At 73.8% G+C, this 23661-nt stretch carries 22 protein-coding genes; 12 read left to right on the top strand and 10 right to left on the bottom strand.

Going from position 1 to position 23661, the window contains the following annotated elements:
* Nucleotides 1-73 precede the first annotated feature (73 nt).
* Entirely contained in the window at nt 74-1084 is a 1011-nt protein-coding gene (locus IE313_RS22630) for an alcohol dehydrogenase catalytic domain-containing protein (RefSeq protein WP_189935111.1), read from the bottom strand.
* 437 nt (nt 1085-1521) lie between these two features.
* Between IE313_RS22630 and IE313_RS22625 the strand changes: the two genes are divergently transcribed.
* A complete protein-coding gene (locus IE313_RS22625) occupies nt 1522-3036 on the top strand; it encodes an alkaline phosphatase family protein (protein WP_189935109.1) in 1515 nt (504 codons plus the stop codon).
* Between the two features lie 13 nt (nt 3037-3049).
* Here the strand turns inward: IE313_RS22625 and IE313_RS22620 are convergent, their stop codons facing one another.
* Both IE313_RS22620 and IE313_RS22615 read right to left on the bottom strand, forming a co-directional pair.
* Nucleotides 3050-3697 carry a phosphatase PAP2 family protein gene (locus IE313_RS22620; RefSeq protein WP_189935107.1) on the bottom strand — a complete coding sequence of 216 codons (648 nt, stop codon included), beginning with the start codon at nt 3695-3697 and terminating at the stop codon, nt 3050-3052.
* 170 nt (nt 3698-3867) lie between these two features.
* Complete coding sequence (locus IE313_RS22615; protein ID WP_189935105.1) at nt 3868-4536, bottom strand: DedA family protein; 669 nt, start codon at nt 4534-4536, stop codon at nt 3868-3870.
* Nucleotides 4537-4659: 123 nt separating this feature from the next.
* On the opposite strand from IE313_RS22615, the gene IE313_RS22610 reads away from it, so the two are divergent.
* On the top strand, nt 4660-5031 hold the full coding sequence (locus tag IE313_RS22610; protein WP_189935103.1) for a BlaI/MecI/CopY family transcriptional regulator: 372 nt from the start codon (nt 4660-4662) through the stop codon (nt 5029-5031).
* The gene (locus IE313_RS22605) at nt 5028-5963 is read left to right on the top strand and encodes a M48 family metalloprotease (protein WP_189935101.1); all 936 of its coding nucleotides are present in this window, start codon (nt 5028-5030) and stop codon (nt 5961-5963) included. Before IE313_RS22610 ends, IE313_RS22605 begins: the two co-directional genes overlap by 4 nt.
* A 408-nt stretch (nt 5964-6371) precedes the next feature.
* Here the strand turns inward: IE313_RS22605 and IE313_RS22600 are convergent, their stop codons facing one another.
* The 3 genes from IE313_RS22600 to IE313_RS22590 all read right to left on the bottom strand — a co-directional run bounded on the left by IE313_RS22600 (nt 6372) and on the right by IE313_RS22590 (nt 10056).
* Nucleotides 6372-7205: an undecaprenyl-diphosphate phosphatase gene (locus IE313_RS22600; protein ID WP_189935099.1), complete on the bottom strand. Its 834-nt coding sequence runs from the start codon at nt 7203-7205 to the stop codon at nt 6372-6374.
* Between the two features lie 782 nt (nt 7206-7987).
* The gene (locus IE313_RS22595) at nt 7988-9796 is read right to left on the bottom strand and encodes an FAD-dependent oxidoreductase (protein ID WP_229924860.1); all 1809 of its coding nucleotides are present in this window, start codon (nt 9794-9796) and stop codon (nt 7988-7990) included.
* Nucleotides 9793-10056: a UBP-type zinc finger domain-containing protein gene (locus IE313_RS22590; RefSeq protein ID WP_189935097.1), complete on the bottom strand. Its 264-nt coding sequence runs from the start codon at nt 10054-10056 to the stop codon at nt 9793-9795. The genes IE313_RS22595 and IE313_RS22590 overlap by 4 nt, the downstream gene beginning before the upstream one ends.
* A gap of 381 nt (nt 10057-10437) precedes the next feature.
* On the opposite strand from IE313_RS22590, the gene IE313_RS22585 reads away from it, so the two are divergent.
* The 4 genes from IE313_RS22585 (at nt 10438) to IE313_RS22570 (ending at nt 15972) form a co-directional block, all read left to right on the top strand.
* Nucleotides 10438-12144: a PucR family transcriptional regulator gene (locus IE313_RS22585; RefSeq protein WP_189935095.1), complete on the top strand. Its 1707-nt coding sequence runs from the start codon at nt 10438-10440 to the stop codon at nt 12142-12144.
* A gap of 711 nt (nt 12145-12855) precedes the next feature.
* A complete protein-coding gene (locus IE313_RS22580; protein ID WP_189935093.1) occupies nt 12856-13824 on the top strand; it encodes a pyridoxal-phosphate dependent enzyme in 969 nt (322 codons plus the stop codon).
* Between the two features lie 257 nt (nt 13825-14081).
* Nucleotides 14082-15104, top strand: coding sequence for an alcohol dehydrogenase catalytic domain-containing protein (locus IE313_RS22575; RefSeq protein ID WP_308439203.1), 1023 nt, complete (start codon nt 14082-14084; stop codon nt 15102-15104).
* A 181-nt stretch (nt 15105-15285) separates the two neighbouring features.
* Nucleotides 15286-15972 carry a pyridoxamine 5'-phosphate oxidase family protein gene (locus tag IE313_RS22570; protein ID WP_189935091.1) on the top strand — a complete coding sequence of 229 codons (687 nt, stop codon included), beginning with the start codon at nt 15286-15288 and terminating at the stop codon, nt 15970-15972.
* Nucleotides 15973-16059: 87 nt separating this feature from the next.
* Here IE313_RS22570 and IE313_RS22565 read toward each other — a convergent pair whose 3' ends face one another.
* Both IE313_RS22565 and IE313_RS22560 read right to left on the bottom strand, forming a co-directional pair.
* Nucleotides 16060-16632 (bottom strand): TetR/AcrR family transcriptional regulator, encoded by a 573-nt coding sequence (locus tag IE313_RS22565; protein ID WP_189935089.1) that lies wholly within the window; start codon nt 16630-16632, stop codon nt 16060-16062.
* Nucleotides 16633-16720: 88 nt separating this feature from the next.
* Entirely contained in the window at nt 16721-17242 is a 522-nt protein-coding gene (locus tag IE313_RS22560; RefSeq protein WP_189935087.1) for a CGNR zinc finger domain-containing protein, read from the bottom strand.
* 306 nt (nt 17243-17548) lie between these two features.
* On the opposite strand from IE313_RS22560, the gene IE313_RS22555 reads away from it, so the two are divergent.
* The gene (locus IE313_RS22555; RefSeq protein WP_189935085.1) at nt 17549-18340 is read left to right on the top strand and encodes an SGNH/GDSL hydrolase family protein; all 792 of its coding nucleotides are present in this window, start codon (nt 17549-17551) and stop codon (nt 18338-18340) included.
* Between the two features lie 186 nt (nt 18341-18526).
* A complete protein-coding gene (locus tag IE313_RS22550) occupies nt 18527-19429 on the top strand; it encodes a S1 family peptidase (RefSeq protein ID WP_373317040.1) in 903 nt (300 codons plus the stop codon).
* A gap of 143 nt (nt 19430-19572) precedes the next feature.
* Here the strand turns inward: IE313_RS22550 and IE313_RS22545 are convergent, their stop codons facing one another.
* Nucleotides 19573-20259, bottom strand: coding sequence for a DUF2848 domain-containing protein (locus tag IE313_RS22545; protein ID WP_189935081.1), 687 nt, complete (start codon nt 20257-20259; stop codon nt 19573-19575).
* Between the two features lie 150 nt (nt 20260-20409).
* On the opposite strand from IE313_RS22545, the gene IE313_RS22540 reads away from it, so the two are divergent.
* The 3 genes from IE313_RS22540 to IE313_RS22530 are packed head-to-tail and all read left to right on the top strand — an operon-like array spanning nt 20410 to nt 22982.
* The gene (locus tag IE313_RS22540) at nt 20410-21762 is read left to right on the top strand and encodes an MFS transporter (RefSeq protein ID WP_189935079.1); all 1353 of its coding nucleotides are present in this window, start codon (nt 20410-20412) and stop codon (nt 21760-21762) included.
* Nucleotides 21763-21807: 45 nt separating this feature from the next.
* On the top strand, nt 21808-22599 hold the full coding sequence (locus IE313_RS22535) for a carbon-nitrogen hydrolase family protein (protein WP_189935077.1): 792 nt from the start codon (nt 21808-21810) through the stop codon (nt 22597-22599).
* Nucleotides 22596-22982 carry a cupin domain-containing protein gene (locus IE313_RS22530; protein ID WP_189935075.1) on the top strand — a complete coding sequence of 129 codons (387 nt, stop codon included), beginning with the start codon at nt 22596-22598 and terminating at the stop codon, nt 22980-22982. Before IE313_RS22535 ends, IE313_RS22530 begins: the two co-directional genes overlap by 4 nt.
* Here IE313_RS22530 and IE313_RS22525 read toward each other — a convergent pair whose 3' ends face one another.
* A complete protein-coding gene (locus IE313_RS22525) occupies nt 22983-23630 on the bottom strand; it encodes a GntR family transcriptional regulator (RefSeq protein ID WP_373317039.1) in 648 nt (215 codons plus the stop codon).
* Between the last annotated feature and the right edge of the window lie 31 nt (nt 23631-23661).

The following is a 23661-nucleotide window of genomic DNA, read 5'->3' as shown; positions in this document are numbered from 1 at the left end:
GTGTGCCCCGGGTCCGGGGGCGCCCGCTCCCGGTGCGGTCCCGCAGCGGGTGTGGCCCCGCCGTCCCGAGGGCTCAGAAGGTGATCACGGCGCGACCGCCGGACCATGCGCCCTCGACCATCCGGGAGAGCGTCTGCGGCGCGTCGTCGAGGCGGACGGGTACGACGTCCGGCATCAGGTTGTGCTGGGTGGCGAAGTCGAGGGTGGCGCGGGTGTCCTGCGGCGAGCCGGAAGGAGAGGCCATGACGTGCAGCCGGCTGAAGATCATCATCTGGGTCGACAGCTCCAGCCGCTCCGGTCCGTAGCCCAGCAGCACGAGTGTGCCCTCCGGTGCCAGACCGCCCAGGGCCGCCGCGGCCGCCGCGGTGGACGGCGTGCTGTTGACCACGAAGTCGGCCCCGTGGCCCCAGGACCTGAGTGCGTCGGCCGGGTCCTGGTCCCCCGTCGCGACGAAGCGCTCGGCGCCCAGCTCCTTCGCCCGCTCCTCGTTGCGGTGCGAACGGCCCAGTACGGCCACCCGCGCGCCCATGGCGAGGGCGAACCTGACCGCCATGCCCCCGATCGCGCCGGCACCGATCACCGCCACCCTGGCGCCCGGCCCGACCCCGGCCCTGCGCAGGCCGTTGTAGGCGGTCAGGCCCGCGCACATCAGCGGGGCCCCGGCGATCGGGTCGAGACCCGCGGGCATGGGTGTGACGAAGCCTTCGCGGAACAGCCCGTACTCGGCATAACCGCCGTCGGTGACCACGCCGGTGATGCGCTTGTTCGGGCAGAGGATCTGCTCGCCGCGGACGCAGTAGTCGCAGCGCATGTCCGAGTCGTAGAGGAACTGCGCCCCCACCGGCGTGCCCCTCTGCGGCCAGGTCACACCCTCCCCGAGTTCCGCGACGGTCCCGCTCACCTCGTGACCGGGAATGATCGGGAACTTCGCGAACGGGTACTCGCCCTTGACCAGCGTGACCTCGGAGGCACACATTCCGCAGGCGACCGTCTTGACCAGGATCTCCCCGGGGCCGGGGCTGGGCACGTCGCGTTCCACGAGTTCCAGTTCCCTGTCGGGACCGGGCAGTACGGCAGCACGCATGAGGACTCCTTCGACTGCGGTGGACACGGCCCAAGGCCCCGCCCGGAGGTCCGGGCAGTTCGATCGGGCCCTTGGCCGGTTGCGGCGTTGAAGACCCGCCTTCTCCTTCAGAGTGGGCCTGACCGAAATGGCGGATCCAATACCCTTTGGGAATCAGTCGCAGTCGCGGCAGGCAGCCCGACGGGACGCGTCCGCCCGCTCCAGGCGCGCAGGACCGAGGCCGGGCCGCCGCTTCCCGCGCCTGCCTGACGGGGCCTTCCTCCCGATCCGGGCACCGGCTTCCCCGCTCGCCTCCGCAGCGGCACCCGCACCCGCACCGGACGTGTGTGTCAAGGCGTCAACCGCCGTCCACAGCGCGGGCGGACGCGTGCTGGCAGTCGGCCGTGCCGCCCTGGGATCCTCTCGTGTCGGTCAGACACCCTGCGGGAGGTACAGGTATGCGACACGAGACGTCCGACGGCGTCACCCGGCGCAGGTTCCTCGGCACTGCGGGCACGGCGGCCGGTGCCGCGAGCCTCGCGCTGCTGCCCGGCTCCGTGCGCAAGGCCCTGGCGGCGGAGGCCGAGCCGCTGCGGTCGCTCGACCAGATCGAGCACATCATCTTCCTGATGCAGGAGAACAGATCCTTCGACCACTACTTCGGCACGCTGCCCGGCGTCGCCGGCTTCGACGACCCGCACGCGATGACCCTGCCGAACGGCCGTTCCGTGTTCCACCAGCCGGACACCGTCCACCCGGACGGCTACGTCCTGCCCTTCCGCCTGGACACCACGACGACCAGCTCCGCCGCCGTACCGACGACGACACACGCATGGGGGCCGCAGCACCGGTCGTGGAACGGCGGGCGAATGGACAACTGGATGCCCGCGCACCGGGCCGCCGACGGCGATGTCGTCGGGCCGCTGGCGATGGGCTACTACACCCGCGAGGACCTGCCCTTCCACTACGCCCTCGCCGACGCCTTCACCGTCTGCGACCGGTACTTCTGCTCGGTGTTCGGGCCGACGCACCCGAACCGGGTGATGTCGATCAGCGGAACGATCGATCCGGACGGCGGGCACGGCGGGCCGGTCGTGAGCAACGCCTTCTCGGCCGAGGCACCGTTCAACTGGACCACCTACCCGGAACGGCTCCAGGCGGCCGGCGTCAGTTGGAAGTACTACACGGCGAACCCGCTCGACACCGACCTCGGCTGGTTCCGGCAGTTCCGCGACGCCAGGCCCGGCTCCGACCTGTACGTCAACGCGATGACACCGCACCATCCGTCGGACTTCGCCGACGACGTGGTCCACGACCGGCTGCCGTCGGTGGTGTGGCTGGACTCGCAGTACCTGCCCGCGGTGTTCGGGCTGCCGGAGGCCAACGAACACGCCCCCGCCCTGCCGGCCGCGGGCGCGGAGTACATCTACAACGCACTGGAGGCGCTGGCCTCACGGCCGGACGTCTGGGCGAAGTCCGTCTTCGTCCTCACCTACGACGAGAACGACGGGTTCTTCGACCACGTCCTCCCGCCCACCGCGCCGCCCGGCACGCCCGGCGAGTGGATCACGGCTGCGCTGCCCGCCGACGCCGCGGGGATCGCAGGCCCGGTCGGCCTCGGCTTCCGGGTGCCCGCGCTGGTGATCTCGCCGTTCAGCCGGGGCGGCTGGGTGTGCAGCGACGTCTTCGACCACACGTCGATGCTCAGGCTCCTGGAGCGGCGCTTCGGCGTCCACGAGCCGCACATCAGTGCCTGGCGCCGCAGGACGGTCGGCGACCTGACCTCGGCACTGCGCCTCGGCCACCGCAATCCCTCGTTCCCCCGGCTGCCCGACCCGGCACCCCTCTACGAGCGCGAGGTGCAGGAGGTGGCCACGCTGCCCTCGCCCACCGTGCCGGCCGTCCAGTCGCTGCCGCACCAGGAGCCGGGCCACCGGCCGCACACTCCCGGCCCCGCAGCGGACACTCCCTGACCCGAGCGGGCGATCAGCCGGGCCCCGCCCGCCGGGACGGGACCGGCGGGCGCAGCGCACGGCCGCACAGACACAGCCAGGCGAGGGCGAAGAGCCAGCCGCCGACGATGTCGGTGAGCCAGTGCACCCCGAGGTAGACACGGGTCAGCGCGACGGCCGCGCCCCAGCATCCGACGACGGCGACCAGGGGGCCCCTGCCCGGCGGCGAGCGCAGCAGGAGCGCGGAGACCAGCACTCCGGCGGTGATCGCGGAGGTGCTCGCGTGACCGGACGGGAAGGACCAGCTCGACGCATGGGTGGCCCAGTCGGCCGCGGGCGGGCGGGGGCGCGCGATCAGGACCAGCACGGTGACGCGCACGGCCTGGCCCGCGACGAGGCAGGCGAGGCAGCCCGCCGCGGCCAGCAACCGGCCGCGCGCGCCACGGCCCGTGAGCAGCCCGGCCAGTACCACCAGGGCGTACGGGAGCACTCCGGTGCCCGTGCGGGTGACGGCCCTTGCCACGGCGACGGCGACCGGCGCGCGGTGCTGCACACCCCACGCATGGGTGGACCCGTCCCACGGCAGGGGCCGCCCGGAGGAGAGCGCGACCACCGTGCTCAGCGCCGCGAAGGCGAGCGCGGCCGCGAGGCCGAACCACAGCGGGAGGCCGGCACCGGGCACGAGCGGTGCGGGCGGACCCGCCGGCGCCGACGGGGTGCCGGGATCGGCGGACCGGGCCTCCGGGTCCGCGGGCCCGGGCGGTACCGGGGCGGCGGGTCGAGACGGCGGGGCCGGGGCGGCGGGTCGAGGCGGTCCGCCGCCCGGGCGGGCCCCCGAGGTGCCATCGGACGTCATCGGGCCCGACCGCTGCCCTGGGCACGCCTGCGGGACCGCAGTACCTCGGCCGCCAGCGGCAGCAGCGAGACCACGACGATCAGGGCGACGACCGGCAGCAGGTAGCGGTCCACGTTCGGCACCGAGGAACCCAGTGCGTATCCGGCCAGCACCAGCCCCACCGACCACACCAGGCCGCCCACGACCTGCCACAGGGCGAAGGTCCTCGCCGGCACCCGCAGCACCCCGGCGAGGGGGTTGAGCACGGTCCTGACGACGGGCACGAAGCGGGCCAGCACGATGGCCTTGGCGTGCCCGTACTGCGCGAGCAGCTCCTCGGCGCGCCGGGCCCCCTCGTGCAGCCGGCGGGAGCGGCTGCGTTCGAGGAGCGCGCCGCCGGCACGCCGCCCGATGAGGTAACCGCACTGGGCCCCGACCAGGGCGCCGGCCACGGACGCGACCAGGACCTGGGGAAGCGACAGGACGGTGCCGCGCCCCGCGTGCGCGGTGCACAGCAGGCCGGCGGTGAACAGCAGGGAGTCACCGGGCAGGAAGAAACCGATCAGCAACCCGGTCTCGGCGAACATCACCAGGGCGATGCCCAGCACACCGAAGGCGGACAGCAGGGACTGGGCGTCCAGGACGTTCACGGCGAGCGGACCCGCGGTGAACAGGGGTGCGGCCATGGTCGCAGGCCCTCTCATAATGGGTGGACCGGGGCAGGAGGACGACATGCCCCGGACGGCTTGCGTCGATCCGTTGTCTACATCAGTGTAGACAAAGATACGGCGCCCGAGAGGAGGCTCACCGTGTCCGACACGAGTGCGGAGCGACGACCGGCGGGTGAGCTGGAGGCCAGCGTACTGGCCGCGCTCTGGGCGGCCGACGGCCCCCGTACCGCCCTCCAGGTGCAGCAGGGCCTGCCGATGCCGCTGGCCAGGACCACGGTCGCCACGATCCTCGCGCGCCTGCACGAGAAGGGCGCGGTCGTCCGGCAGCGCGCGGGACGCGGTTACGCCTACTCCCCCGCGCAGGACGCGCACGGCCTGACCGCCCGCCGCATGCACCACGAACTCGACAAGGACAGCGACCGCGAGGTGGTGCTGGCCCGCTTCGTCTCCCAGCTCAGCCCGGACGACGAGCGGGTGCTGAGGGAGCTGCTCGAGGCCGGTGACCAGTGATCGTCCTGCTGGTCGTGCCGCTGCTCGTGCCGTTCGCCGCCCCGCTCCTCGCGGGGCGCCTCGCCGGGGCGCGCCATCCGGTGGCCGCACTGTGGTCGCTCACCCTGGCCGCGGTCGTCCTCGCGGTGAGCACCCTGGTCGCGCTGGGCGGGCTGCTGCTGCCCGGGGTGCTCAGACTGCCTGTGGCCGCCGAGCTGGGCGAACTGGTCCATCCGCTCGCGGTCGGGCCCGAGGCGCTGCTGTACCCGGCGACGCTGTTCTCGGCGGCGGCCCTGGCGGGCTGGGTGTGGGCCACCTGGCGCTCGCTCGTGCGGCAGTGGCGTCTGTACCGCCGGGCGCGTTCGGCTGCCGACGGGCGGCAGGCCGCCGGTGACCTGAGCATCGTCGACGACGTCCGGCCCGACGCGTACGCGCTGCCGGGGCGGCCGGGCAGGATCGTGGTCACCAGCGGCATGCTGCGGTGCCTCACCCCGCAGGAGCACGCCGCTCTCTTCGCCCACGAGCGTGCTCACCTGTCGGGCCGCCACCACCTCTTCCTCGCAGCGGCCGAGCTCTGTGCGCGCTGCCACCCGGGACTGCGCCCACTGCGCGGCGCCATCGCGCTGGCCGCCGAGCGCGCGGCGGACGAGGCCGCGGCCCTGGCCACCGGTGACCGGCGGCTGACCGCGCGGGCCATCGGCCGGGCCGCGCTCGCCGCCCGGATGGCTCCCGACACCCGGCCGGCCTTCCTGCCGTCGGCCACCACCGGTCCCGTGCCCCAGCGGGTGTCGGCCCTGCTGCGCCGCCCCGCGGGCCGCAGGCGGCTGGTGCCGGCGCTCGCCGTGCTGCTGCTCCTGTGTGCCGGCATCTCGTCGGGGACGGCCGCGGCCGGCGCCCTCGTGCTGCACCGGGGCGTGGAGGTGGCGCAGGGGGAATGGCGGGCAGGCCGTTAGTCGGCGGCCATGACCGGGAGACCACCGGGGCCGGGAAGCCGCCGGTCCGCCGCAGCCGCGCGCGGCGCGCCTTTGCGGAAGCGGCCCGGGGCGGCCGTGGCGAACGACGATGGCGGCCGGATCGCGCATCACCGCCACGGGACGGTAGGACTGCGGGTCGGCCGCGACCGGAGCGGCCCGGTGGTTCGCGGCGACGCGCCGGCGGCCGTTCGGTCCACCGCCGTCACCGCCACCGTGGAACCGGTCGCACACGGGCGCCTGCACACCGCGCAGCGCCCGCCTCGGCCTCCGGCGCACGCCCCTCGGCCCCTCGGCCCCTCGGCCGAGCACCCCTCCGACCGAGCGGCGCACGCCGAGCACAGGGGCCCGCCGACCGCGCCGGTCAGCCGTGTACGCCGAGTACGCCGGTCAGCCGAGTACGCCCGTGCCCAGCAGCCCGAGGAGGAGCACGCCGACGACGATGCGGTAGACCACGAAGGCGTTGAAGGAGTGTTTCGCCACGAACCGCAGCAGCCAGGCGATCGACGCGTAGGCGACCACGAACGACACGACGGTGCCCGCCGCCAGCGGCGCGGCCCCCACGCCGGTGCCGAGCGCGTCCTTGAGCTCGTAGAGCCCCGCTCCGGTGAGCGCGGGTATGCCGAGGAAGAACGACAGCCGGGTGGCCGCCACCCGGTCCAGGTCACGCACCAGGGCCGTCGACATGGTCGCCCCCGAGCGCGAGAACCCCGGGAAGAGCAGCGCGAGGATCTGCGAGCACCCCACGAGCATCGCGTCCTTGAAGGTGACGTCGTCCTCGCCTCGCCTGTGCCGGCCCATCTGGTCCGCGGCCCACATCACGCCACTGCCGACGACCAGCGATCCCGCGACCACCCACAGCGACGCGAGGGGCCCCTCGATCAGCGGTTTGGCCGCCAGGCCCACGGCGACGATGGGGATCGTGGCGCAGATCACCCACCAGGCGAACCGGTAGTCATGGTGGTGGCGCTCCTCCCCGTGGACCAGGCCGCGCAACCAGGCACCGGCGATCCGCACGATGTCGCCGCGGAAGTAGACCAGCACGGCGGCGATCGCACCGACCTGGATCACGGCGGAGAAGCCGACCACGGCGTCGTTCTCGACCGGTATGTGCATCAGACCCTCGGCGATCTTCAGATGGCCGGTGGACGAGACCGGCAGGAACTCGGTCACCCCTTCCACGGCACCGAGGGTCACGGCCTGGCCGATGCTGATCACGCTCATCGGTTCTCTTCTCGTACGGTTGCGAACAGGGAGACGAGGCACGGGGGACGCAGCTCGCGGGCGGGAGCCCTCTCCCCCGCGCCCCGGGGCCGATCGGGGGACACCCGCTTTCGTCTACAGCACTGTAGACGAATGCGGGCGCGGTGCGGGAAGCGCCCGGTACGTCAGTCCGTCAGCACGGCGGTGCCGAGGGGGACGTCACCCCGGGCGGCGGCCCTTGGCGCGGGTGGGCCACGCCTGCTGCCTCGCCTCCGCGGCGGCGGGCTCCTGCGTGCCTCCCGGTTCCGGCGGCCCCGCCCGGTCCCGGCGCCCCAGCCGGTTCCGGCCTCCTGCCGGGTTCCGGCATACCGCCGGGTTCCGGCATACCGCCCGGGTCCGGCGTGTCGCCCGGTCCGGCGTGCCTCATCGACCGCGGCGCCCTCCGGGGGAGCCGGGAACCCGCGCAAGGGCGCTGTTCGTCACCCTCGGCACCGCGGTGGTGGCAGATGCCGGCGGCCGGGCGGGAGCAAAAGCGGCAGCTTGCCCTGTCCTCGCGCGGGCCGCTGTCACCTTCGGCATGCCCGGGCCGCGGGTGCGACGGCGCGGGCTGCGTGCACGTCCGGCACGCCCGCCCCCGGGGAGACGGGCGGTCCCGGACAGGGCCACTGGACGCACGCGGTCACTCGGCGCCCTGCTTCACCGGCCGCACCGAGGCACTGACCGCACGGAAGCCCCCATCCCGCAGGGCCACCGGCCGCAGGGCCACCGGCCGCACGGTGACACGGTGCCGCGTTTGCCCGCCCTCACCCCGCGCCCGCGCCGCGCACGGCCGCCTCCCGTGGGCCGGTGCCCCGCGGCGGGTCGCCGTAGCCGGGGTCCGCGCCCCCGCCCGCGCCGGGAGAGCTGACGAGGGTGCCCAGCCGCGCCCGGTGCTCGTGCAGGAGCCGGACGGCCATGGCTCCCTCGCCGGCGGCCGAGGCCACCCGTTTGACCGATCCGCTCCTGGCGTCGCCCGCGGCGAAGACGCCCGGCAGCGCGGTCTCCAGCAGCATCGGCGCGCGTCCCAGCGCCGCCCAGGTGTCCGGGTCGGCCCCGGCCTGCGCGTCGGTGCCCGTGAGCACGAAGCCCCGCTGGTCCAGCGGGAGCGCACCCGCGAGCCAGTCGGTGTGCGGGTGGGACCCGACGAGGACGAACAGCGCCCCGGCCGGCACCTCGCGGACCCGGTCGGCGGTGCCGTCCCTGACGGCCACCGACCGCAGGACGTCGTCGCCGAGGGCCTCGTGCACCTCGTGGTGGAGCAGCACCAGGATCTTCGGATGGCGCTCGACCCGGTCCACCAGGTACCGCGACATGCCCTTGCCCAGGCTGCCACCGCGCACGATCAGGCACACCTCGGGCGCGTACTCGGCGAGCAGCAGCGCGGCCTGCCCGGCCGCGTCCCCGCCGCCGACCACGGCCACCGGGTCCAGATGGCAGCGGCGCGCCTCGTGCAGTGTGGCGGTGTAGAACACACTGCTGCCCTCGAAGTGTTCGATACCGGGTGCGTCGAGCCTGCGGTAGCGCACCCCCGGGGCCAGGACGACGCTTAGCGCCTCGATCGTGCTGCCGTCGGTGAAGCGGACGGCGTAGTGCTGCTCGCGGCGTTCGAGGGCCTCGGCCTCCAGCGGCACGGTGATCCGTGCACCCGACACGCGGGCCTGGCTCGCGGCCCGCTCCACGAGTTCGCCGCCGGGGATCCCGGAGGGGAAGCCCAGGTAGTCCTCGATGCGCGAGGAGGCGGCGGCCTGGCCCCCGGTGGAGACGGCGTCCACGATCAGCGTGTCGAGGCCGTCGGAGGCGCCGTACACGGCGCTCGCGAGGCCGGCCGGCCCCGCGCCGACCACCAGCAGGTCGCGGCGGGCGGCGCCGGGTGCGGGCGCGGGCAGGCCGATGAGTCGGGCGAGGTCCGCGGGGCTGGGGTTGCGCAGCACGTCACGGCCCTTCCAGATGACGAGGGGGGTCTCGTCCGGCCCGATGGAGAACCTGCGCAGCAGCGCCTCGAACTCCTGGTCCTCCTCCAGGTCGATCCACCGGTGCGGCAGCCGGTTGCGCACGGCGAACTCGCGCAGCCGCCCGGTTTCGGGCGAGTAGCTCGATCCGAAGATCCTGAAGCCCGCGCCGAGTCCGATGAGCAGCGACCGCCGGGCCAGATGGGCGCGGAGCACCAGATCGCCGATGACCGGGTCCCGGGCGACCAGGGACCGCTGGCGCGCGACCGGGACGGCGAGGACCTCGCCGGGCTCGCGCACGACCGCGGTGTCGAACGCCGCCCGGCCTTCGAGCAGGCCCAGCTCGCCGAGGAACCGGCCCGGCCCGTGCACCGCCACGGTGCGCTCCTGCGGGCCGTCGAAGTCGTGCACCACCTCGACGAGCCCGCCGAGGACGGCGTAGAGCTCCTCGCAGGGCGCTCCCTCGCGGAACAGCACCGCGCCCTGCCCCACCTGCCTGCGCTCGCCGTACCCGGCCAGGACGTCGAGTTGTTCGGGGGTCAGTCGCGGGTAGGCACCGCGCCGGTCGGGCGTCTCCGCGAGGGGGCCCCCGACGGGCCGGGTGCCGCCACCGGCGCCCGTCACACCATGGCCTCGTCGACGAAGCACCACCGCCAGTCCTCACCGGGTTCGTAGGACCGGACGATGGGGTGGTCGGTCCGTGCGGCGTGCACCCGGGCGTGCCTGCCCACCGAGGAGTCGCAGCATCCCACGTGTCCGCAGGTGAGGCACATCCTCAGATGCACCCACCCCGAGCCCTCGGCCAGGCACTCCTCGCAGCCCTGCGGGGTGCCTGGGGTCACGGGGCGCACCATCGAGAGGTGCGGGTCGTCCTGCATGGTCATCGGTGTCCTCCTCCGTCTGCCGCACCGCATTCCGCGACGACTCGCCCCGCCTCCCCGGACCCACGGCCGCGGGGCCCCGGCAGGACCGGACGGACCGGCCAGGGCCGGACGGAACCGGCCAGGACCGGCCGGCACCGAACACGGCCGCACCGGCACCGGCGCCCGCCCGCCGGACGCAGGGACAGGTTCAGCATCGCGACGGGGGGCGCCGCCCATCCTGCGCCTGCGGGGACCAAATCCAGGCGCGTTCTCGACCTGCCGGCACCAGGGAAGAAAACAGGAGAACGGTGCTATACCCATACACAGGGCTAGTGTGGATGATGGCCCCAGGGGGACTGCCCCGCGAGGGCCGCGAAGAGCGACGACGGCACGGAGCGCACCATGACCGCGACCTCGGGCACGGCCGGCGGGCCCCAGGCGCACGCCGGGGACCGCGGACACCTCGCCAACCTCCACAGCCTGTTCGTGCTCTCGACGATCATGAACGACGAGCCGGACGAGAACGCTGTTCTGGAGCGCGCCCTGGCCTCGGTGGCCGCCCTCGGCCCGTGCAGGGCGGAGGCCGCTTTCCTGATGGACGGCCGGCTCCCGGTCCGCACGCCAGGGACCCCGCGGCCTACCGCTCCCGGCCTCGACGGGCAGGTCAGGCGGCTGCGCGGCCGGGAGGGGCCGATCTCGGTGCCGGGCAGCGACTGGGGCTGGGCCTTCGTACTGGGCACCGGCGACGGCACGGTCGGCTACCTGGTGTGCAGCGCGCCGGTGCCGCCGGGCGACGACGACCGCTACGTCCTGCGCATCCTCGCGCAGCAGACCGCCGCGGCCCTGGCGAACGTGGCCGCCAGGCGCCGGGCACACGGTCACGCCGTGGAGCTGGCCCGTCTCGGCGAGCGCCGTGCGGCGGCCAACGCCCGGCTGGCCGCGTCGGTCGCGGACCTGGAGCACGAGCGCGCAGTCCACGAGGCGCTGGGCGCGGCCACCGCGAACGGTGCGGCGGTCGCGGGCATCGCCGAGGCCGTGCACCGGCTCACCGGCCGCGCCGTCGCCGTCGAGGACCGGTTCGGCAATCTGCGGGCCTGGGCGGGCCCCGGCCGGCCCGAGCCGTACCCCAAGCCCGAGCCCGCGCAGCACGAGGAGTTCCTTCAGGCGGTGGCGCGCGAGCTGCGGCCGGTGCGGGACGGTGGGCGGCTCGTCGCGCTGGCCAGGCACCGGGGTGAGGTGCTCGGTGCGGTGGCGCTGACGGACGCAGGGGCGCGGGCCGGGGCCCGCGAGGAGTTCACGCTCGACCGGGCGTGCGCGGCCCTCGCCCTGGAGCTGGCGCACCAGCGCGACCTGGCCGAGGTGGAGCTGCGCCTGCGCCGGAACCTGGTGGACGACCTGATCGACGGCACCGACGCCGACAGTGCCTACGCCCGCGCCGCGGCGATCGGCCACGACCTGCACGGCCCGCACCACCTGGCGGCCGTGCGATGGTCGGGCCGGGGCGCGGACGAGGGGTTCCTCCAGGCGGTCGGCAGGGCCGCGGCGGGCCTGCGGATGCGGCCACTGCTGGCCGGGCGGGCGGACACGGCCGTCCTGGTGCTGCGCGGTGGCCCGCCCGGGCGGGCCCTCCACGAGGCGGTGGCCCGCGAGCTGGGCTCGACGGCCGGGGCCGTCGGCGTGGGCGGCCGCTGCGACACGCCTGCCGAGATCCCGCGGTCCTTCCAGGAGGCACTGCGGGCCCTGGAGGTCCGGCGGTCCTCCCGGTCGCCCGACGGGACGACGGCCTTCGACGAGCTGGGCCTCTACCGCATCCTCGGACCGGGCGCCGGCGACCACGAGGTCGACCGGTTCGTCAGGGAGTGGCTGGGCCCGCTGCTGGACTACGACGGGGCGCACCACTCGGAGCTGGTGCAGACCCTCTTCCAGTACTTCGAGTGCGGGGGCGGCTACGACGCCACGGCGGCCGCCCTCGCCATCCACCGCAGCACACTGCGGTACCGGCTCCAGCGCATCCGCGAGATCAGCGGCAGCGACCTCGGCGACGTCGACAGCAGGCTGAACCTGCACGTCGCCACCCGGGTGTGGAAGGTCCTGGACGGTCCGGCATGAACGGCCCTGCTCTCGCACGGCTTCGGCCAGGCGGGGAGCGCGGACATGAGGTCGGCGGCGCCGAGCGCCGACCAGGCAACAGCCCGACCGGTGGACCCGGAACCACGTCAGCCCGCCCCGACCAGTTGGTCGGCCGCTCCCACACGGCGGGGTCCCATGGCATGGACCGCCTGGTTACGAGTGGTATGACCCTGGCCGTACGGCGTACGCCGTACGCCGTACGCCGCGCGGGCGCGGGAGGATCGACGCGGCGGATGCGGCTTTCGCCCAGCGCTTGCGGCTGGGGGCGAAAGGTTGCAGGACCCGGATGGCGCGGACGAGGCCCTCGTCGGCCGGGGTGACGGCGGGAGCTGTAGGAGCTGAGGCACGAGGTCCTTCGACGACCCGCCGTCGGCGGTGGTCGCCGGGAGCCGTGAGAGCCGCCGCAGGGCCAGGCGCCACCTGACGGGAGCGGTACGGGAGCAGGCGGCCGGCCGACGTCCCGGCCGCGGGTCGGCGGGTGGCCCGTACGACCCGGAGCTGTTCGGCGGCGAGGTGGCCGTCCCTCGGGTCAAGGTGCACCCGGCGGTGCTGCTGGGGCGTGGCGGTGGAGAAGCCGCAGCATCCGGGCCGGACGCGCGGGCGGGCGCGGAACCGCGGGGGCGCAGAAGGGGCCGCCGGGTGCCGGGTGCTAGATTTTCGATCCCGCAGCCCGACATCGGAACCGGAGTCATGACGGACACCGCGCAGGTCACCCTGGAAGACATCCGCGAGGCGGCCGCCCGCATCGAGGGCGTGGCGCACCGCACCCCCGTGCTCCGCTCACGGACGCTGGACGCACTGGTCGGTGCGGAGGTCTTCCTCAAGTGCGAGAACTTCCAGCGCATCGGGGCGTTCAAGTTCCGTGGCGCCTACAACGCGGCGGCACGCCTGTCGCCACAGGCGAGGGCCGCCGGCATCGCCGCCTACTCCTCGGGCAACCACGCCCAGGCGATCGCGCTGGCCGCCCGGGAGCTGGGCACGAGCGCCGTGATCCTCATGCCGGAGGACACCCCGCGCTCCAAGAAGGACGCCACCGCGGGGTACGGGGCGGAGATCGTCACGTACGACCGCTACACCGGGGACCGGGTGGCGATCGGCGAGGCACTGGCCGCCGAACGGGGCCTCGCGCTCATCCCGCCCTACGAGCATCCCGACGTGATCGCCGGTCAGGGCACCGCGGCCCTCGAACTGATCGACGAGGTCGGCGCCCTCGACGCGCTCGTGGCCCCCGTCGGGGGCGGTGGACTGATGGCCGGCTCCGCCACGGCCGTGAAGGGCCTGGTGCCCGGGGCGCGCCTGATCGGGGTCGAGCCCGAGGCGGGCAACGACACGCAGCGGTCTCTGGCGGCCGGCAGCCGGGTCGCGGTCCCGGTGCCCCGCACCATCGCGGACGGCCTGGCCGCGAACATCCCCGGCGAGCTCACCTTCTCGATCAACCAGCGGCTGGTGGACGAGATCGCGACGGTCGGCGACGACGAGATCCGTGCGGCGATGCGACTGGTCTTCGAGCGGTTGAAGATCGTCGTCGAGCCCAGCGGCGCGGCCGCCCTGGCCGCGCTCGTGACCGGCCGGATCAGCCCGGTCCCGCCCCGGGTCGGGGTCATCGTCTCCGGCGGCAACATCAGCGCCCAGCGGTTCGCCGAACTCCTCGCGGACTGACACCGGACCGACACGGCACCGGCCGCGCCCGACCGCACACCTTCCACCCGCGCGCCCACCGGCCCGCCGCCCCTCGCCGCTTCGCCGAGGGGCGGCGGGCCCACGCTTTCTTGACACCATCTAAGACGACCGGTCATATTTGCGGGGCAACTTCCCCGCCCGGGGGAATCGGACCTGGTCCCGCGGGCGGTCCGTGCCGGTCCGGGCCGTGGACCGGCAGCCGGCGGCGATGACCGAGCCGCACCACGAAGCAGAGGATGACCATGCCGACGTACCGCGCCATCGAAGTAACCGGGACGCGCAACTTCTCCTGGGTCGAAAGGGAGCTCGGCGAGCCGGGCCCCGGGCACGTACGGCTGAAGGTGCTGGCGTGCGGTGTCTGCCACAGCGACGTGCTGGCCGTCGAGGGCATGCGCCCGGATCCCTCGACCCCGGCCGTGCCCGGCCACGAGATCGTGGGTGTCGTCGACGCCGTGGGGCCCGGGGTCGGCTCCTGGCGGGTGGGCGACCGGGTCGGCGTCGGCTTCCTCGGCGGACACTGCGGCGAGTGCGAGTACTGCCGCCGCGGCGACTTCGTCAACTGCGAGGACCAGCCCTGGATGGGCGGCGGCCTGGACGGCGGGTACGCCGAGTACGTCCTCGCCCGCGGAAGCGGTCTGGTGCGGATCCCGGAGGGTCTGCCGGCCACGGAGGCGGCACCCCTGCTCTGCGCCGGGCTGACCACCTTCACGGCACTGCGGGGCATCGACGGTGCGCCGGGCAGCCTGGTCGCCGTGCAGGGCATCGGCGGCCTGGGCCACTTGGCCGTGCAGTACGCCGTACAGCTCGGCTTCCGGGTCGCGGCGATCGCGCGCGGCGGCGAAAAGGCCGAACTGGCCGGAAAGCTCGGCGCCGACCACTACATCGACAGCACGGCCGAGGACCCCGGCGAGGCGCTGCGGGCACTCGGCGGCGCGGTCGGCGTCGTCGCCACGGCGGCGAGCGGGGCCTCCATGTCACCGCTCGTCCCCGGACTCAAGCCGCGCGGGAGGCTGATGGTGGTGGGCGCGGCACCGGACCCCCTCTCGGTGCTGACCTCCGACCTCATCTTCGGGACCCGGTCCATCAGCGGCAGCCTGACCGGCAGTTCGATCGACAACGAGGACAACCTGCGGTTCGCCGCCGCCCGGGGCGTCCGCCCCCTGACGGAGGTCATGGCCCTGTCCGAGGCCCCGAAGGCATACGCACACATGATGTCGGGTCAGGCCCGGTTCCGCGTGGTCCTCGACACGGCGGCCTGACGCCGGAGCGCGGCCCGGTCGGCTTCGGTCGGCACCGGCAGCCACCGGTCCGCGGGCTCGGTGGGCGGGCGGCGACCGAAGCCGTTTGACGAGCGGTGCCGAGGGACCCTATTTTCTAACCGTTAAGATGCATCTAGACGGTTAAATCATCGCCGGTGCCGACGCCCCCGGAGGTTGTGCCATGCCCTACCGCTATCTGTCCGAGCTGATGGCCCCGTCGGTGCGGGCGGCGCAGGAGCACTACGGCAGCCGCGACGGCATGGAGCGGCTGATCGCCGGCTACGAGGCACCGAGCACGCTCGGCCCGCAGGAGATCGAGTTCATCCGCGCACGCGACGGCTTCTATCTGGGCACGGTCGGCGAGAGCGGCTGGCCGTACGTCCAGCACCGCGGCGGTCCGCCCGGGTTCCTGCACGTGCTCGACGACCAGGGGCCGGGCAGCGTGCTGGGCTGGGCGGACTTCCGGGGCAACCGGCAGTACGTGTCCGTCGGGCACCTCGGCGCCTCGCCCCGCGTCTCGCTGTTCCTGATGGACTACGCGACCCGGCGGCGCATGAAGGTCCTGGGCACGGCCCGGGTACTGGACGCCCGCGCCGGCCGGGAGGGGGCGCAGCTCGCCGAGCGGCTGGCGCCGCGCGGGTACGACGCGCGGACGGAGCGCGTGGTGCTCGTCGAGATGCACAGCTACGACTGGAACTGCCCCCAGCACATCACGCCGCGCTGGTCACGGGCCGAACTGGAGCCGGCCCTCGCGCCGCTGCGCGCCGAGATCCACCGGCTCCGCGAGGAGAACGCCGCACTGCGCGGCACGACGACCGGCGGCCAACCGGCGGCAGGGGCCCGGCCCGAGGGGAGGCGGGGCCGCTGAACCGGCCGAACGCCGCCTCTCGACCGCCGCCGCGTTCCCGGCGGGCCGCACGGGACGCGGTGCGCGACGGACGCGGCACGAGGCCGCTCAGGTCAGCAGCCTGCCGAAGACCATGTCGAAGAACGGTTCGAAGGCGGCGGCCGAGCGGTCGGTGCGCGACGAGATCAGGGTGCCCTCCCAGGCGTTCAGCACGAACCGGGCCATGACCTCGGGATCGAGCCCGCGGTTCACCTGACCCGCCTCCTGCGCCTGCCCGAGCACGGCGGCGAGGGCCGCGCTCCAGCGCCCCAGGCTCTCCCGCACGGCGGTGCGGATCGCCTCGCTGTGGTCGCCGATGTCCGTCGCGAACGTGCCGATCAGGCAGCCGCGGGAGTAGCCGAACTCGATCTGCTCGTCACGGAGGAACTCGAAGTGCTCGCGCAGGCGCCCGAGGGGGTCGCCCGGGCCTGCGGTGAGCTCACCGATGCGGCGGCCGGCACCGTAGCGCTCCAGCGCGACGACCGCGAGGGCCTCCTTGGACGGGAAGTGGTTGTAGAAGGACCCCTTGGGCGCACCGGCGGCATCGGTGATGTCCTTGACCCCCGCGCCGTTGAAGCCGTGCGTGTGGAACTGCGCGACGGCCGCCTCGATCAGTTGCTCACGCAGACTGTGCCGTCCCATGCCGGACGCCCTCCCCATCAATACGGCCGATCGTCTTGGACCCTAGCACCCCGGCCCGGGCGGCGCGGCGGCGCGGACGTGCGCCGCCTCAGCTCCTGGTGCGGGCGCGCTCGTAGTGGCGCGAGGCCTTCAGGCGGTTGCCGCAGAGGTTCATCGCGCACCAGCGCCGGGCGCCGTTGCGCGAGGTGTCGTAGAAGTAGAGCGTGCAGTCGGGGTTCCCGCAGCGGCGGATCCGCTCGGGGTGGTCGCCGGCCAGCTTCAGATAGCTGACGGCCGCGCGCCAGGCGGGCAGCCACCCGGGGGCCGCCTGGACCTCCTCGCCCGGGGTCGCGTCCTGCAGCGTGTAGCGCACGCTGCCCCGGCTCAGGATGTCGTTGAGCGCGCGCTCCGACTCCCCGCCGGGTGTCTGGAGGACCGCGAGCAGTGCGTCGCGGACACGGCGGAGCGGCTCTTCCGCCTCGGCGGCCGGGGTCGTGAACCCGTGCTCGGCCAGCCATGCGCCGACCCCGCCCGGTTCGTCGAGCGCGTCAAGGCGCCGGCCTCGATCGACCCACCGGGTGTTGAGCAGATCGAGGGCCAGGGGCTCTCCGGTCAGCGGCCTCGTCACCATGTCGCTGATTGTACCTTCTTCTCCTACTTGACCGGTTAGAAAAGAGCGAGCGCCCCACACACGGGCACAGCCTGCCGTACCGCATCCGCCGGGGTCCACGCCCCCACCGGCCGCACCGCGACGGGGAAGTCCTACCGGGACCCGACCCGCCCATCCGGCGCGCGTCGAGGTCGACGCACCGCACGGCTCCCCTCCGGTCGCGCGGCCACTCCTGCGACGGCAGAGAAAATTGACATGAACACTTCCATTGAGCGCGATCACTTGCTACCAATGGGTAGCTATCTTTCCTGCGCCCAAGGAGGCTCCGTGAGACTCAGATCGGTGCTGTCCGTCCTCGCCACCCTTGCTCTGGCGATGGGCATCAGCCTCGTACTGACGGGTCCGGCACAAGCTGCCGGACCCGCTTATGTGGCACTGGGGGACTCGTACTCGTCCGGCAACGGTGCGGGCAACTACGACAGTTCGAGCGGCGACTGCCACCGCAGCCTGAGCTCGTACCCCTATCTGTGGAAGAACGCGCACGCCCCCTCCTCGTTCGCCGACACCGCCTGCTCGGGCGCGGTCACCACGGACGTGACGAACAGCCAGCTCGGCCCGCTCAACGCGTCCACCGGGCTGGTCTCCCTCACCATCGGCGGCAACGACGCGGGCTTCGCCGACGTGATGACCACCTGCGTGACCGGCTCCGACTCCACCTGCGTCAACCGGGTCAGCCAAGCAGAGAGCTACGCCCAGAACACCCTGCCCGCCCGTCTGGACGCCACCTACAACGCGATCCACGCCAAGGCGCCCAACGCCAAGGTGGTCGTCCTCGGTTACCCGCGGATATACACCCTCGGCGTCTTCTGCGTCGGCCTCTCGGACACCAAGCACCGCAAGATCGACGAGGCGGCGGACACGCTCAACAACGTCATCAAGGCCCGCGCCATCGCCCACGGCTTCGTCTTCGGCGATGTGAGCAGGGCCTTCAACGGACATGAGCTGTGCTCCGGCGACGACTGGCTGCACTCCCTCGTCGTCTCGCCGAGCTGGGAGTCCTACCACCCCACCGCCGCCGGCCACTCCGGCGGCTACTACCCGGTCTTCAACGCCAGCTAATCCCTCCTCACGAACGCACCGGCGCGCCACAGAGCCCCCGTCCCAGCGACGGGGGCTCTGCCACGACCGGTTCGCGCCACATCCTGGCGGAGTGCGGCACCTTGTCCGGCCGGCGTCCCGCGGTGGACCATACAGTGAGGGACCTGATGTGATCATGACATTCAGTACACCCTCGCCACCGTCTCGATCCGATCAACGGAGGACGCAGTGAGCAGCACTCGCGCGAGGGCCGTACGCACGATCGCCGCCGTCTGGGGCCTGCTGGCCGCCGCCGTCACCGCCGCTCCGCACGCCGCGGCGGGGGACGCGGGCGGGGCCGCGGCCCGCCACGCACGGGCCGCGGCGGCCGACGCCGCCGTCCGGGGGGCCGACGTCCCGGGAACGGCCTGGTACACCGACCCGTCGACGGGCACCCTCGTGGTGACCGCGGACGGCACGGTCGGCACGGCGGAGGTCGCCCGGATCGAGGCGGCGGCACGGGCCGGGGGCGGCAGACTGGAGGTCCGCCGCGCTCCGGGCCACTTCGCCGAGCGGGTGGCCGGCGGGGACGCCATCAGCGGCCCGGGCGGAGTGCGCTGCACGGTGGGCTTCAACGTCCAGGACGGCAGCGGCGTCAAGTACGCCCTGACCGCCGGCCACTGCGTGTCCGCGTTCGGCGGCGCCTGGTCCATCGGGCCCGTGGTGGCCGGCAGCTTCCCCGGCAACGACTACGCCCTCATCAGATACACCGATCCGAGCCGGGCGGAGGGCGGTGTGCGCGGGCCCGGCGGGACCCTGATCGACATCGTCGACGCCCGGACGCCGTCCGTCGGTGAGAGCGTGTGCCGCTCGGGCAGCACCACGGGGGTGCACTGCGGCAGGGTGACCGCACTCAACGCCACGGTGAACTACGGCGGCGGCGACATCGTGTCGGGCCTCATCCAGACCACCGTCTGCGCGGAACCCGGCGACAGCGGCGGCCCGCTGTACTCCTCCCAGTCCGCGCTCGGCCTCACCTCGGGCGGCAGCGGTGACTGCACCGTGGGCGGCACCACGTTCTTCCAGCCCGTGGTCGAACCGCTGAGCGCCTACGGCGTCAAGGTCTTCTAGGCCCTCCGTCCGGATCAGGCCGGACCCCGCTCGCGGCATGATCCGAACGACAGGGCCCTGGGCGCCCGTCGGGCACTGCCCGTGCCGGTACCCGGCCGGCGCGGACACGGGCGCACGCCCGGCGGCACCCGGGACCGGCCGGCTCAGCCGATCGGCGCCGGCATCGGCCGCACATCGTAGGACAGGGTGATGGTGTCACCGGTCACCGGGTCGCCGAGCGCCACGCGCCAGGCGTCGGCGAACTGGTCGACACCCGGCAGCATCGGGATCGTCCCGGAGAGGAGGACGGTGCCGGGCGTCAGTGCGTCGCGGGCGCGCAGCGCCTCCACCCAGTACGCGGGGGCGAGCAACTCGGCGAGCGTGCCGTGCTGGATCTCGCTCACCTCGCCGTCGCGCGTGACCCATGCGCGCAGGGTCAGGTCGTCCAGCCGGTCCTCGACGTCGGCGAGGCGCCAGGCACGGCGTCCGAGGACGTCCGGCCCGGCGTTCTTGCTCCACGCCACGCCGTGCACCTCCAGGTCCCGGTCGGTGTGGTCGCAGGCCGCGGTGAGCAGCAGTTCCCCGCCGTCCGCCACGATCAGGGCCCACTCCGCCTCGCCGGAGGTGCGCCCGTGCTGGGCCGCGACGTGCCCCGTCTGCTGGGCGAGGTAGGGCGCCACGGGGTAGAGGGCCGGCGTCACGGACGGTGCCGGCACCCCGAGCTCGGCGAGCTCCGCGACGTGCGCGGCGACGTCCTCCTGGTTGCGCCCGGCGTACCCGGCGTTCAGGACCTGGGTGACGTCGACCTCGCGCGTCGTTCCATCGGGCAGTTCGAAGGTCAACTGGGCCATGCGGGCACTCCAGAGGTCTGTTTCGGTTCCGCGGCAACCGGTTCCCACGCGGTCGACTTCGCGCGCGGGGGTTGCGCATACGACCTGTATACAAGAAGTATGCGGTGAGGGCCAGAAGCTCGACGTCTCCTCGACGCAAGGATGGGAACCATGCACGACACTCCGCAGGACGGTCCGACGGCGCCCGGGCAGCGCTCCGGTGTCCGCCGGGCCTTCGCCGCGAGCCTGACCGGCACCGCCCTGGAGTGGTACGACTTCGCCGTCTACTCCGCCGCGGCGGCCCTGGTCTTCGGCGACCAGTTCTTCCCGTCGGACGATCCGCTCACCGGTACCCTCCTGGCGTTCTCCACCTACGCCGTCGGGTACGTCTCGCGTCCCCTCGGCGGGATCGTCTTCGGCCGTCTCGGCGACGTGATCGGCCGCAAGAAGGTGCTGATGGCCACCCTGGTCCTCATCGGCGCGGCCACGTTCCTGATCGGCGTGCTGCCCGCGTACTCGACCGCCGGTGTCGCCGCGCCGATCGCCCTGGTGCTGCTGCGGTTCGCGCAGGGCGTCGGCGTGGGCGGCGAGTGGGGCGGGGCCGTGCTGCTGTCCAGCGAGTTCGGCGATCCGCACCGGCGCGGCTTCTACGCCTCCGCCGCCCAGGTGGGCCCGCCCGCCGGCAATCTCCTCGCCAACGGCGTGCTGGCCGCTCTCGGGGCGCTGCTCTCCGAGTCCCAGTTCGAGTCCTGGGGCTGGCGCGTGGCCTTCCTGCTCTCCGGGGTCCTGGTCGGCTTCGGTCTGTGGATCCGCGCCAAGCTGGAGGAGACACCCGTCTTCCGCGCGATGGAGGCCGAGCACTCGCGTCCCGAAGCGCCCGTCCGCGAGGTCTTCACCACCCAGCCCCGCGCCCTGACCGCCGCCGTGCTCAGCCGCGTCGCCCCCGACGTGCTGTACGCGATGTTCACCGTGTTCGTGCTGACGTACGCCACCGAGGAACTGGGCATGTCGCGCGGCCCCGCCCTGGCCGCCGTCCTCGTCGGGTCCTCGCTCCAGATCTTCCTGATCCCACTGGCCGGCGCCGTCTCCGACCGGGTCAACCGGCGCCTGCTCTACGGCTGCTCCGCCGTCGCCGCCGGAGTGTGGCCGTTCGTGTTCTTCCCCATGGCGGGCGGCGGATGGGTGCCGCTCGCGGCGGGCGTGATCGTGGGGCTGGCCATCCACTCCTTCCTCTACGGGCCGCAGGCGGCCTTCATCGCGGAGCAGTTCTCGCCCCGGCTGCGCTACACCGGGTCCTCGCTCGCGTACACCCTGGCGGGTGTCATCGGCGGTGCCGTCGCCCCGCTGCTGTTCACCGCCCTGCTCAGCGAGTACGACAGTTGGGTGCCGCTGGCCGTGTACATCGCCGCGACCGCGGCCGTGACCGTCGCCGGGGTGTATCTGGGCCGCAATCCCGACAGGGCCGTCGACGAGGACGCGCGGCTCGCCGCGACGACCACCCACAGGCCCGCAGACGCCCTCTGAACCAGCGGCAGACGCCATCTGAACCAGTAAAGGAGCAAGAACGCCGTGCGCATCGCCCTGTGCCAGCTCACCACCGGTCCCGACCCCGAGGAGAACCTGCGGCTGATCGAGGAGTGGACGGCACGCGCCGCCGCCGCGCAGGCCCGCGTCGTCGTCTTCCCCGAGGCGGCGATGGCGTGCTTCGGCACCCCGCTCGCACCACTCGCCGAACCCCTCGACGGGCCCTGGGCCGAGCGGGTGCGCGCCGTCGCCCGGGCGAACGGCACCGTCGTCGTGGCGGGCATGTTCACCCCGGCCCCGGACGGACGCGTGGCCAACACCCTGCTCGCCACGGGACCGGGCGTCGAGACCTCCTACGACAAGATCCACCTGTACGACGCGTTCGGCTTCCGGGAGTCCCGCACCGTCGCTCCCGGCGCCCGCGTCGTCACCATCGACGTCGAGGGCGTACGGCTGGGCCTCGCCACCTGCTACGACGTGCGCTTTCCCGAGCTGTTCCGCGCGCACGCCGACGCCGGCGCCGTCGGGACGCTGCTCCCGGCCTCCTGGGGCGCCGGCCCCGGCAAGCTGGACCAGTGGGAGCTGCTGGTCCGCGCACGGGCCCTCGACGCCACCCTCTGGGTCGCCGCCGTGGACCAGGCAGAGCCCGAGGCCCCGGCCGGCCCCGCACCGACCGGCATCGGGCACAGCCGGATCGTCGGCCCCGACGGGGGCGTGCGGCACCGGTTGGGTGCCGGGCCGGGACTGCTCGTTGCGGAGCTGGACGTGGACGAGGTGGCGGCGGTCCGCGAGAAGACGTCCGTGCTGGCCAACCGGCGGCCGCAGATGTGGCGATGAGCAAGCCCGAGCGGGAGTTCCGGCTGCCCGACGGCCCGTGGACCGCGCCCGCCGGTGCCGTCCCCGGAGTGTCGGAGCAGGTGCTGGCCGAGGACCCGGCGAACGGCAGCCGTACGGTGCTCGTCCGCTGGGCCCCCGGCACGGACACCTCGGCGCAGGGGGTCTCGCGCCACGGCTTCTGGGAGGAGGTCTACCTCCTGGAGGGCGGGCTGCACGACCTGTCCCTGGGCACGGCCTTCACCGCCGGCATGTACGCCTGCCGCCCGCCCGGCATGCCGCACGGGCCGTGGACCTCCGAGGACGGGGTGACGATGCTGGTGCTCACCTATCCCAGCGCTCCGGCGGTCGGGCCGCCCCCGCCCGCCGGGGGCGGCCCGTCCTAGCTAGCCCGCGAGCAGTACCTTGAGCGTCGAGTCAAGGTGCTCGTCGATCGCCGCGCACGCGGCCCCGGCGTCTCCCGCGGCGAGGGCGTCCAGGATCGCCTCGTGCTCCTCCAGCACCGACTCCTGGCGCCCCCGCCGGTTGTACAGCGCCACCACACCGGCTCTGACCTGGCGGCTGCGCAGGCCCTCGTAGTGCCGGTCCAGCAGGGTGTTGCCCACCGTCGACACCAGTGTCGAGTGGAACTGGTGGTCCACCGCGATGAACTCCCGTGCCTGGTCCGGGCCGGTCAGGCCGCGCTGGCGGGCCAGCAGCTCGGCCATGTGGTCCACCGGGGCCCGGCCCGTGGCCACCAGTTGCCGGGCGGCGTAGCGCTCGACGATCCCGCGCAGCTCCATCAGCTCGGCGATCTCACGGCCGGTCAGGGGCGACACCCGCGCTCCCCTCTTGGGCACCAGTTCCACCAGTCCCTCGGCCGCGAGCAGCAGCAGCGCCTCGCGGACGGGGGTGCGCGACACCCCCATCCGGTCGGCGATCTCCTGCTCCGACAGGAAGGCCCCCTGCATCCCGGGGTCGGTCAGCACCGTGTCCTTGAGGTACCCGTAGGCCTTCTCCCGACCGGACGCCACTGCTACCCCCTGAGATCGCATACACCTTGTATACGGAAGCTACCACGGGGGC

The sequence above is a fragment of the Streptomyces sulfonofaciens genome (genome assembly GCF_014656295.1).
GTDB classification, from domain to species: Bacteria; Actinomycetota; Actinomycetes; order Streptomycetales; family Streptomycetaceae; genus Streptomyces; species Streptomyces sulfonofaciens.
This window is presented reverse-complemented; position numbering and strand designations above follow the sequence as displayed.